General features: G+C 65.8%; 7 protein-coding genes. 2 read left to right on the top strand and 5 right to left on the bottom strand.

The window, feature by feature from the left end; genetic code table 11:
- Nucleotides 1–55: 55 nt before the first annotated feature.
- Together ACLJEU_RS07135 and ACLJEU_RS07130 are read right to left on the bottom strand one after the other, a co-directional pair.
- Nucleotides 56–1,084 (bottom strand): LLM class flavin-dependent oxidoreductase, encoded by a 1,029-nt coding sequence (locus ACLJEU_RS07135; RefSeq protein ID WP_414661914.1) that lies wholly within the window; start codon nucleotides 1,082–1,084, stop codon nucleotides 56–58.
- Between the two features lie 68 nt (nucleotides 1,085–1,152).
- Entirely contained in the window at nucleotides 1,153–1,464 is a 312-nt protein-coding gene (locus ACLJEU_RS07130) for a DUF3817 domain-containing protein (protein ID WP_414661913.1), read from the bottom strand.
- A gap of 198 nt (nucleotides 1,465–1,662) precedes the next feature.
- On the opposite strand from ACLJEU_RS07130, the gene ACLJEU_RS07125 reads away from it, so the two are divergent.
- Nucleotides 1,663–4,440, top strand: coding sequence for a TonB-dependent siderophore receptor (locus tag ACLJEU_RS07125; RefSeq protein ID WP_414661912.1), 2,778 nt, complete (start codon nucleotides 1,663–1,665; stop codon nucleotides 4,438–4,440).
- Nucleotides 4,441–4,633: 193 nt separating this feature from the next.
- Here ACLJEU_RS07125 and ACLJEU_RS07120 read toward each other — a convergent pair whose 3' ends face one another.
- Together ACLJEU_RS07120 and ACLJEU_RS07115 are read right to left on the bottom strand one after the other, a co-directional pair.
- Entirely contained in the window at nucleotides 4,634–6,316 is a 1,683-nt protein-coding gene (locus tag ACLJEU_RS07120) for a c-type cytochrome (RefSeq protein ID WP_414661911.1), read from the bottom strand.
- A 192-nt stretch (nucleotides 6,317–6,508) separates the two neighbouring features.
- Nucleotides 6,509–7,669 carry an alpha/beta hydrolase family protein gene (locus ACLJEU_RS07115; protein WP_414661910.1) on the bottom strand — a complete coding sequence of 387 codons (1,161 nt, stop codon included), beginning with the start codon at nucleotides 7,667–7,669 and terminating at the stop codon, nucleotides 6,509–6,511.
- Between the two features lie 328 nt (nucleotides 7,670–7,997).
- Between ACLJEU_RS07115 and ACLJEU_RS07110 the strand changes: the two genes are divergently transcribed.
- Nucleotides 7,998–9,461 (top strand): sulfatase family protein, encoded by a 1,464-nt coding sequence (locus ACLJEU_RS07110; protein WP_414661909.1) that lies wholly within the window; start codon nucleotides 7,998–8,000, stop codon nucleotides 9,459–9,461.
- Nucleotides 9,462–9,577: 116 nt separating this feature from the next.
- On the opposite strand, the gene ACLJEU_RS07105 is transcribed toward ACLJEU_RS07110, so the two are convergent.
- On the bottom strand, nucleotides 9,578–11,623 hold the full coding sequence (locus tag ACLJEU_RS07105; protein WP_414661908.1) for a TonB-dependent receptor plug domain-containing protein: 2,046 nt from the start codon (nucleotides 11,621–11,623) through the stop codon (nucleotides 9,578–9,580).
- Between the last annotated feature and the right edge of the window lie 40 nt (nucleotides 11,624–11,663).

The raw sequence follows: 11,663 nt of genomic DNA, 5'->3' as shown, positions 1-11,663 counted from the left end.
ATTGGCGTGATTCGCGGGAGAATTGCCGCCGAATTCAAAAAAGGAAAAGGCGGATTCAAAGGCGCGAGGTAGCTGTACTCGCAACGCCCGCGTCCGTCAGTTGTCCGCGGACCTCGGCTACGATTTCGTACGACCGCACCCGTGCCGCTTGATCGAAGATCGCGGCCGTGATCATCAGCTCGTCGACCTGCGTGCGCTGCAGAAAGGCCTCGAGCCCGGCCCGCACCGTGGCGGGCGATCCGACCACGGATTCGCGAAACGCATGGTCGATCATCGCGCGCTCCGGCGGTGACCAGAGGGCGTCCATGTCGTCGACCGGCGGCGGCAGCGCCCCGGGTTGACCGCGGCGGAGATTGAGAAAGCTCTGTTGTTGCGACGTGAAGAGCCGCACCGCCTCAGCGTCCGTTGCCGCGGCGAACACGCCGATGCAAGCCATCGCGTACGGTTGCGCGAGTTCGGCCGACGGCCGGAACTCGCTGCGGTAGGCCTCGAGCGCAGCGAGCAGAAAGTCCGGCGCGAAATGCGACGCGAAGGCGAAGGGCAGTCCGAGCGCCGCCGCCAACTGAGCGCTGAACAGGCTGGAGCCCAGCAGCCAGATCGGAACCGCCTGACCGGCTCCGGGCACCGCGCGCACCGCCTGTTGCGGCGTCGCCGGCGCGAAGTAGTGCTGCAGTTCCACGACGTCGTCTGGAAACGTATCCGCCCGATCCGCATCGCCGCGGCGCAACGCCCGCGCGGTGCGTTGATCAGTGCCAGGCGCACGGCCGAGACCGAGATCGATTCGTCCCGGGAAGAGCGCGTCGAGCGTGCCGAACTGCTCCGCGATCACGAGCGGTGCATGATTGGGCAGCATCACGCCGCCGGAACCGACGCGGATCGTTTTCGTGCCCGCGGCCACGTGAGCGATCGCCACCGCCGTCGCCGCACTCGCGATGCCCGGCATGTTGTGATGTTCCGCCAGCCAGTAGCGGCGATACCCCAATCGCTCCGTGTGCTGCGCGAGATCGCGGGCGCGATGCAGCGCGTCGGCCGCGGTGCCACCCGCGGGAATCGGAGCCAGATCGAGCACGGAAAACGGAATCATGGGATACCATGCCCCGCCTTCGCAAAATTTCCAATCGCGTCGCGCGCGCGTCAGCGCCGCCAGCAACGTCACGCCCGCGCCGCTGCCTCGGGCGCGAGGAGTTTGGCGTCGACGATGAACGGCCCCGCAGGCACGAGGCTCGCCGCCAGCACCAGCGCGGTGCGCTTCCACGTCCAGTTGCGATCAAGCGCAGCGTGAATCGCGGCGAGGACGTACAGCAGGAAAAGGACGCCGTGGGCCATTCCCACGACGCGCACCGCCTGCGGCCAGCCGGCGAAATATTTCAGCGGCATCGCCACCAGCAGCAGCACGAGAAACGAAACGCCTTCCCACCAACCAATCGTGCGCAGCCGACCGAGTGCTGTTTTCAACGAATACATGCGCTGAGCGTCGACCACCGGAGCGAGCCGTGTCGAGGCTATCAGGCCGCCGGCGCGCGAGGTTTTTTGAGCGAGGGAGGCGTTGCACTGCGCATTCCACCGACCCACGCTGGCCGCCGCCTCCCCCCTGCCCCGGGTGTTTCCCGTTTCCTTCGTCCCCGTTCACCCGGTTTCCTTTGTCCGCAACCCTGACCTGACATGAACCACGTCCGTATCCGTTTCCACCTCCCTCGCGCGCTCACCACCGCGCTTCTGTTCGGCGTCACCGCGCTGTCCGCCCAGACGCCCGCGAAGCAGGCCGCCACCGCCGCGCCACTGCCCGACGAGACGATCATGCTCTCGCCTTATGAGGTGAACACGGCCGGCGACGTCGGATACACCGCGGCCAGCGCACTCGCCGGCGGACGCACCGACACGCCGCTGAAACTGACGTCCGCGGCGATTTCCGTCATGACGAGTCAGTTCCTCGACGACATCGGCTCGACGAATTTCCGCACTGCCGGCGAATGGTCGCTCAACTGGGTGCCGCAGCTCGACGTCAACACCGGCGTCGCCGGCGGCTTCACGATCAACTACCGCAACATGGGCAGTACCTTCGCGTCGCGGAACTATTTCCTCTGGTACGTCGAGAGCGACTCCTACAACACCGAGCGCTATGAGTTCGCCCGCGGCCCCAACGGCGTGCTCTTCGGCGACGGTGGCCCCGGCGGCATCTCCACCACGTGGACCAAGCGCCCGCGGTTCGATCGCGCGACCAACGTCGTGAATTTCCGCCTCGATAGCTACGGCGGCTGGCGCAGCTCGGTCGACGTCAACCGCCCGGTCACAAAATCGCTCTCGCTCCGGCTCAACGCCTTCGCCGAAAACGCCCCGGGCTACCGCGACCACAACCACAACGAGCGGCAGGGCGTGCACCTCGCCGGCATCTACCGGCTCACGCGCAAGAATCAGTTTCGCTTCGAGGGCGAGTTCGGCCTGCAGGATCGCTCGATCTATCCGAGCTACTACATCGACCAGGCGTCGCATTGGAATCGCGCCACCGCCAACAACGGCGTGACCGTGCCCAGCACCACCGGCACCGGCATCGCGCGGATCAGCACGAACAACTTCTTCGTCCTCACCCCGGGCGTGGCCGGCAACGCGCTCCTCGACTGGGGGCCGTCCTATCAGACGATCGGCACCGGCTTCGGCCTGCTGCAGAACGGCGAGGCCCGCACCGACATCCCGAACTCCCCGCGCCTGCCGTCGAAGGAGTTCAACCTGCAGCCGCCGGACTCCGTCGCCCGCCTCTATTACTATGCGTACACGGTGTATCTGGATCATCGATTCACCGACAACCTGTTCGCCGAGGTCGCGTTCAACCGCTTCCGCAACGACCGGCATTCGCACGGCTCGCAAAGCCTCTTCAACACCTATCGCATCGACGTCAACCAGCTGCTTCCGAACGGCGCGATCAATCCGAATTTCGGCAAGCCTTTCACGGACACCGAACGCGTGAAGACGCTGCAGGGAAACATCGTCAGCGATGTGCGCGCGCTGCTCAACTGGCGCTTCGAGACGACTTGGCTGAAGCAGAGCTTCAGCGGCATCTTCGGTTCCCGGCTCGATCGCTTCGACTCATGGAGCCGCACGCTGCGGCGCGTCAACGGTACCAACCCCAACCTGACCGTCGCCGCCAATCAGGTCCGCGAGCGGCGTTACTGGGATCAGACCGCGCTCGAATTGGGCGAGATCCCCGTATTTCCCGGCGTCGCGCTCGACTACATCCCGACTGCGATCAGCCACCAGCGCAAGACGCTCGACTACGCGCAAATCGCGTCGACCAGCCGCTTCTTCAACGACCGGCTCGCGCTCATGCTCGGCGCCCGACGCGACGCCGTCAAAAACGTGCAGCAGACCAACACCGGCATCCCGGTCGATCCTGTCACCGGTCTGCCGCGCCTGGGTGCGGTGATCATCAACTCTGCCGGCGCTCCCGTGGCCATCATCGGTGAAAAGTCGCGCGGCAACTTCGCCCCGGTCAGCCGCAACGCCGGCGGCGTGTGGTTCGTACTGCCGTGGCTCGGCGTGTTCGCGAATACGTCCGAAACCTTCGCCGCACCCAACAGCGGCAACAACCTGATTGACGGCACCACGCCGCCCATCTCGAAGAGCCGCGGCAAGGACTTTGGGTTCAAGTTCGAGTTGCTCAGCGGCCGAATCGCCGCGACGGCGAGCTACTACACCTCGGAGCAAAAGGGCCTGCTCATCGCCGGCGCCAACACCACCGAGCTGAACCGGATCGGCACCAACCTGAACCGACCCGAACTGGCGACCCTCGCGTTTCGCGACACGCAGGATCAGAAGGGCGATGGCTATGAATTCGAGGTCACGGCCAATCCCGTGCGCGCGCTACGCATCACGGCGAACCTCGCCTTGCCGAAGACCTCGGCGGTGAATCTCCAACCCGGCCTGGTCGGCTACTTCAACGACAACGTCGCGTCGTGGACCGCCGCCGGACCGACCTCGCTCAACCCCACTCAGGTCGCGAATGACATCAACACCATCCGCAACGCGCTCGCGTCGATCACTCCGGGCACCGTGCTTAATAACACCTTCAAGTACACGGGCAATCTCTACGCCACGTACAGCTTCACCGAGGGCTTGCTCAAGAACGTCGCGTTCGGCGCCGGCGGCAACTTCCGCGGCCGTGCCAAGGTCGCGAGCGTCACCGGCAACGCGTACGATTACCTCTACGCCAACGCCTACACCGTCATCGCCGCCCACGCCACGTATCGTCACCGGATCTTCGGCAAGTACAACCTGCGCTACCAACTGAACGTCGCCAACGTCCTCGACAACGACAAGGCGATCTACAACGGCTTTGGCACCTATCGCGTGGCCAACATCGGCACGAATCCGCTGCTCCAGGCCCCGAACAACATCCGCATGTCCGAGCCGCGGAAGTTCACGCTGCAGGCAACGCTGGATTTCTAAGACAGAGCGCCGGCGTCGGAGTAAATTGTAGGGGCGGGCCTCCGGTACGCCCCCCATCCCTTTACGGTCACCGTTCCACGGCGCGCACGATGCGCGTCGCTACAGGGGAAGAATCCGTTCGCCTCCGACGCGGTCCGTGAGGATGCGCAGCGTGAGGTCCCGCGGCTCTCCAGCCCCATCCCGTCGCCGCCGGCTACTTCGTCGCCTTCAATTCCAGAATCCGTCCCGGCAGCCAGCCGACGCGACTCTTGAGCGTCGTCGGCCGCGTGTACTCGAGCACATAGAGCGTGCCCTTGCCTGCGATGTGAATGTCGATCGGCCGTCCCAGCGGAGCGAGAAACGTCTCCGTGCGCGCCGCCCAGGTGCCTTCGGGCCGGCGCTCCATCTTCATCGCCAGCACGTCGAAGCCGTGTTCCTCCTCCGGTCCGGGCCCGGCGAGAAAGCTGCCGAGCCGCGCGACGAGGAAGCGGTTACGCGCCGACTCGGGCCACTCGTCGCCCAGCCACGTCAGACCGGTCGGTGAACTGTGCGCGTTGAACGTGCTCGTCGGCTTGCCGTCCATGAGACCCGCCGGGCCGAGGTTCACCACGGGCAGGATGAATTTCACGCCGGGCGGGGCGTCAGGCGTATGTGGATACCACTTCGTGCCCGCCGGCGCGTCGCCAAACTGATACGGGAAACCGTGGTGCTCGGGCGGCTGGCCGGGTTTCGGCAGCGTGATGAAATCCATTTCCTCCGGCGCGTGCGCGTCGGGGCCGTTCGACACCGTGAACAAGTGGCCCGCGCCGTCCCAGGCGAAGCTGTACGCATTGCGGATGCCGCGCGCGACAATCTCAATCTTCGGCGCGCTCGCCATCGGATCGAGCCGCCACATCGCCGCCGTGATGTCGACCTCGCCCATCTGGCCGAGATGCGAAAACACGCCCGCCTCGCCGGAATCGGTGCGCGAACCGCTGCTCACGTAGAGCAGGCCGTCCGCTCCGAAACGAATGTCCGACAGGCCGTGATTGTACGGACCGATGCCCCACGGATAACTGGTCTGCAGCCACGGCCGCGGCGCAATGGGATCGCCGTCGGCATCGAAGGCCGTGGTGCGAACGATCGCACACTCGTTCAAGACGACGGGCGTCGCCGGCACACGTTGATTGATCGTGATCCACAGACGGCCCGCGTCATCGCGCACCATCCCGAGCGTCTGGAAATCGAGCGGCATCAGCCCGACGTAGTCCTTGGGCCAGATGATCTGCTTCAGGTTGCCCGACGCCGGATCGAAGCGCCACACGCCGCCGTTGCGACCGAGGATGTAAAGTTTTCCACCCCGTCCGTCACTCGCGAGCCGGGTCGCGAAATCATTCAGGCGAACCAGTTCGCGAATGGCGAAACCGGCCGGAGGCTGCGGCAGCGCGGGATAGTCCGCCGCCGCGCGCAGTTGGGCGTACGTCTTGAACTCCGCCGTCGCGCGCACGGCCTGCACATTGTCCGCGGTGATCCGGCCGCCGCTGTTGCCCCAGGAATTGACGACAAACGTGAGCACGTCCGCCGCTGCCGCATCGTCGAGCATGATGGGCGGCATCTGGCCGTGAAAGCGCTCGCCATTGACCGTGATTTCCTCGTTCAGCCCGCTCACCACCGCGCGAATCGCCCCCGAACGATTCGCACGCAGCCAGTCGGAGTTCGCGAGCGGCGGATAAAGATTTTTCACGCCATCGCCCGTCGCGCCGTGACACAGCGCGCAATTGGCGAGGAACAAGCCCTGACCGCGTTCGATGGCCGCAGCCAGTTCGGGATCGGCGGAAGCGGTCACCGCCGCACTCACCTTTGCCAGACCAAGGAGAACGCAACCAAGCCAGCTGCGAACGGGGCGGGAAAAACGCATGGCCGCGACGCTACGGTCGCACCGCCCGCGGTCAATGCAACGGGAGCGCAGTCGTCCCGCCTGCATCGGATCGAGCGAACGCAAGCCTCCTGCGCTCCCGGATCCCCAGACCCGCTTGTCATCTGTTAGATGACAATACGCCGGGACTATCTTGGGCCTGACGACGCGGGCGGGGCGCCAGCGCTTTCAGGTTCACAACCAGCGGTCGAGCCAGTCGAACGCTTCGTCCTGCATCGCGGGACGGAACGAATGCGTGTCGTCGTAGAACGTGCCGCGGAATCGTTCCGGGATGCCGGCCTTCGCGTAGATGCGCGCGAGCTTGTCGACGGCCCCCTGCATGCCCGCCGGCGGATATAGCGTGTCGCGGCGGCACTGTTGCACCAGCAACGCCCCGGGTGCGTGCAGCGCCGCGGCATCAGGCAGATCGAGCGCCGGATACAGACCCGGCACGAACACCATCCACGTGTGGCGAATGTGATTTCGCAGCTGGTGCGCGAACTCCGTCATCCAACCCGCCACGCACGCGGCCTTGATCCGCGGATCGGCGGCGATAGCCATCGCGGTGCGAAAGCCGCCGCCCGACAACCCGACGCAACCGATCCGCGCCGGGTCGACGTCCGGCCGACTCAGCAGGTAATCCACCGTGCGCATTTCGTCCCACACGTGGATGCCCGGCCACGTGGCACCGGTCGCCGTGATCGTTTTCGCGGTGTGATGTTCATAGAACCCGCACACGCGATTCACCGCCGCGATCCACTCGGGCGACCCCGCCGGCTTGGCACGAACCGTGTTGAAGGCGTCGCGCACCTCGGGAAACACCCGCGCGGCCTCGAGATCTTCGACCCGCAGCCGGCGTTCGCCGAAATAAAACGCATCGATCGCAATCACCACGTAGCCGCGCCGCACCAAGGCCTCCGCCCACGGCCGGCTGTACGTGCCGTTGCGAAATTCCGTCACCACCGCCGGTTCGCCGGGAGCCGACAGGACTTTCTCGTGGCCCCACGTGTAGCGACCGCTGTGACAGTGCAGCGCGAGCACGGCGGGACGTCTCCCGGTGACGTGCTTCGGCACGAGCACGCGCGCCGGAATGTGATACGCAGGCGTGGCGTGAATGTTGACGACCTCGACCGTGAAGCCGTCGCGGTCCTCGCGGCTCACGACGTCAGCCCGCAACGGCAGCGGCTTCGGCTGGTAACTCAAACGTTCGCGCAGGAACGGCCGCGCTTCGGCTTTCCACGCATCGAGCCCCGACGCAGGCCAGCGCTCGTCGAGAAACGAAAGCTTCGGCGCGTGCTCGCGCGCGAGCCACTCCATCATGGGATGAAAATTCGGGAGATCAGGCAGCGTAGGCATGGCGGGAGGCAAAGGGGCACCGGACGGAACTGCGACGCGAACGGGCTCCGCTCCGTCCGTGGTCGTCATCGGCAACGCCAGCGCTCCCATCACGCCGATCGCCTGGCGTCGGGTCAGGCGGCCGGCAGGGCCACGGGCGGAGTCGGGCGGGTCGATCGCATCCACCGCGCCATCGATGGCCGAAGGCTGCAGCGGACCCAACTGCAAAATATGTTTCGCCGCGCGTTCGTCACGGCGGAAGAATGCCCGCGTCCCGAAGTCGCCGAAAGCCTGACGACGCAGAGTGCCACGTCGCGTCATTCCGAACCTCCCTTCTTTCCTCCGCCCCATGACTCCCGCTCCCCGCTGTAACGTTGCCCACGTCGTCCGCCTCACACTGCTGCTGGTCCTCGCACCGCTGCTTCACGCGGCGCGAGCGCCGAACTTCCTCTTCGTCTACACCGATGATCAGCGTTGGGACGCCATGGGCGTCGTGCAGCGCGAGCAGGGCGAACGCGGACGCTTCCCCTGGTTCAAGACGCCCGCGATGGATCGCGTCGCCGCCGAAGGCGTCCGCTTCAGGAATGCGTTTGTCGTGAATTCGCTCTGCGCTCCAAGCCGCGCGGCGTTCATGACTGGCCGCTACAATCATCTCAACGGCGTCGCCAACAACCACACGCCGTTTCCCGCGGACAGCGTCACGCACGCGACCGCGCTGCGCTCTGTCGGCTACACCACCGCCTACATCGGCAAGTGGCACATGGGCAACCAGAGTGGCAAGCGTCCGACGTTTGACTACTCGGCAAGCTTCGTCGGTCAGGGCCGCTACGTGGATTGCCCGTTCGAGATCAACGGCCAGCCCACGCCGAGCAAGGGTTGGGTCGACGACGTCTCGACCGACTACGCGATCGCCTTCATGGAGCAGCACCGCGACCGACCGTTCTCGATCACGCTCGGTTTCAAGGCCTGTCACGGTCCCTTCGATCCGCCGGAGCGCGCGAAAGATCGCTTTGCCGACGCGAAGGCGCGCGCCGTACCCAATTTAAACGTACGCGCGATCTACCGCACGCCGAACGACACCACCCCGGTCGCCGGCAAGGGCACGGCGCTGGTCACCGCCGACGGCGAAACGAGAATCAACCTCGGTTACTTCCGCTGCATCTCCGCTGCCGACGACAATCTCGGTCGGTTGCTCGACACGCTCGACCGCCTTGGCCTCGCCGACGACACCGTCGTGGTGTTCTCGAGCGACAACGGCTACTATCATGGCGAACACGGTCTCGGCGACAAACGCTCCGCGTACGACGAATCGCTGCGCATTCCGCTCCTGGTGCGCTACCCTCGACTCATCGCGAAAGGCACGCTGCGCGACGATCTCGTCCTCAACATCGACGTCGCGCCCACCTTCGCCGATCTCGGCGGCGCCGCCGTTCCAGCATCGATGCAGGGCCGCAGCTGGCGTCCGCTGTTCAGCGGAAAAGCCACGGACTGGCGGCAGTCGTTCCTGGCGGAATATTTCCTCGAGGCCAACTACCCCACCACGCCCACCGTCGTCGCTGTGCGCACCCAAACCGCCAAGTTGATCAAGTATCCCGGACACGACGAGTGGACCGAGCTCTTCGATCTCGCACGCGATCCCTACGAGACAATAAACCTCGTGCGCGATCCAGCGCACCAGGCGCTGCTCGCCCGCATGTCCGCCGAGTTCGACGCGCAAGTGGCGGCCACGCAGTTCCGCATTCCGGACTACGCCGATAAACCCGACGATGTGGCCGCCGCCAAGCAGGCGAAGAAAAAGAAGAAGGCTGAGTGAGGTGGCGAGGGAAGTTGAGAGTTGAGAGTTGAGGGACCAGGCGAGGTCGCGTTCCGTGGATACGATGTCCTGAATGCACCGTGTGGCCGGATTTTCTCTCAACTCTCAACTCATCCTCAAAACTGCCAGCTCACGCCGGCGCTCGGGAGGAACGGCAGCTGCTCGCGCGGTTTGCGGACATCGGTGACCTGCGTCCCGGTCACGGTGACGCGATGATCGTAGCCGAGGAGATTGGTCCGATCGTAGGCGTTGAACACATCCACAAACGCGCGGACATCGCCATACCGGGTCTTGAAGCGACGCGTCGCCCGCACGTCCAACCGATGATAATCGGGCAGGCGCTCGCCGTAGACAGGACCGTTCGTCGAGACCAGTAACCGCCGTCCGTTCGTGAGCGGCGCGAGCGAGTAAACGACATCCGTAGTCGGCCAGCCGGTGTGAAAATGCCACGCCGCGCTGAACTCCCACCGCGGGCTCAGGACATACGTCGCATCGGTGTAGAACGCGTGCCGCTGATCGCGTGCGCGCGGACGCCAGCGACCCGCGATGCGCTCCTCGGCCCGCGCCACGGCGTAGCTGACATGCCAGCGTAGCGGCCCGTCGCCGCGACTTGACAACAGAAACTCGACGCCGCGTGCCCGGCCCTCGCTCGGCGCGAGGCGTACGCGGTCCGACTGCGCCTCGGGAAACAGATCGTAGGCGTTGTCGAGATTCTCCCAGCGCGCGCGCGGTCGCGACGTGATGCGTTCATAGGCCTCCACGCGCAAAGCGACGGTTCGGCCGATCGGACGCTCGACGCCGAGCACGCGATGTTCCGCGCGTTCCGCCCGCCCGAAGCGGCGCTCGCCGTCGGCGACAGAGAGGTCGTGCAAGCCCTGCGACTGCGCGTAGGCGCCCCAGGCCGCGCGCACCGTCGTGCCGCCGAGATCGAGCGCGGCGTTAATCCGCGGATTCCACTCCGAATCGCGCGTGTAATCATGCCGGTCGAAACGCAGGCCCGGCTCCAGCACGAGCGGCTTGACCGGCCGGAAGCGCGCCGTGACGAATGCGGCGCCCGCACTGCCGGCGGGCTTAAGCGCAGCGTTCACGTTCTCCGTGGCGACGACCTGCACACCGTTGCTCACAGCAGTGCGCTGATGGCTCAACGCATAGTCGTAGCTGCTCTCGCCGGTCTTCGCCTCCAGCCCGCCGCGCAGGATCGCTTTTTCTCCGAGCTGATAGGTCCAGTCATTCCGCAGCGTCGCGACGTCCAGCTGGCGGCGGTCGCGCAGAAAAAACGGGAAGCCATCCAACCGGCCCGTGCCATCGCGATTCCACTCCAGCCGCGCCCAGGACAGCACGGCTTCACCTGCCAATGCCGGGCCAAACTCACCGCGCCAGCGCGCCCACAGATAGTCGCTGTCGTACGAACTGGATAGCGAAGGCGAGCTGGTGCGCCGATAGCGGAAACCATCGCCGGCGTGCAACACGTGCACCGACAGGGTGTGCGCCGGCGCGACGTCGTATTCCACTTTAGCCGTCACGTCATAGTAGCGGGGCGAGATGTCGTTGTCGCGATCGGCCAGCCGCAACGCCACGTCGGGATAGCCGCGCCGCGCCGCGACCAACCAGCGCCCGCGTCGTCCGGCAAACGCGCCCTGACGGCTTCCGCCGACGCCGGTCAGGCTCAGGCTGAGCGTCGTCAACGATCGCGCCTCGCTCTTGGTTTCCATGGTCAGCACACCGGCGAGCCGATCGCCATAGTCGACGGTGAAACCGCCGGTGGACAATTCGAGGCCGCGAATGGTCGCCGGATCGACGATCGACAACGCGCCGTCGACATCCTTCAGGTGAAACGGCTCGAGCAAATCCACGCCGTCGAGTCGCGCCACGATCTCGGAATGCGGCGCGCCGCGCACCCAGAACTGCGCCGAGACATCGTCGGCCGCGAGCCCGGGCAGTCGCGCGATCGAACGGAAAAGATCGTCGCCCATCTGCGGCAGCACCTCGAGATCAGCCGCGGTCAGCGACGCCGCGGCCGTGGTCGCGGTGTCGGTCACGCCGAAACGACTCGGCGTGACGACCATCTCCGCGAGTTTGGTGGGTGGCTCGACGGCAAGTTGCGCGTGAAGCGACGGCAGGAGTGAAAGGAAAAGGCCGAGGACCGGAGCGAAGCGAAGCATGGCAGGAAGGCCGCCGCGCGTGATGCGCCGCGACGAACCG

Source organism: Terrisphaera buseokensis, from assembly GCF_047521145.2.
In the GTDB taxonomy this organism is placed as follows: Bacteria; Verrucomicrobiota; Verrucomicrobiia; order Opitutales; family Opitutaceae; genus ER46.
The sequence above is the reverse complement of the archived record's forward strand: the minus strand, read 5'-3'. Positions and strand labels throughout refer to the sequence as shown.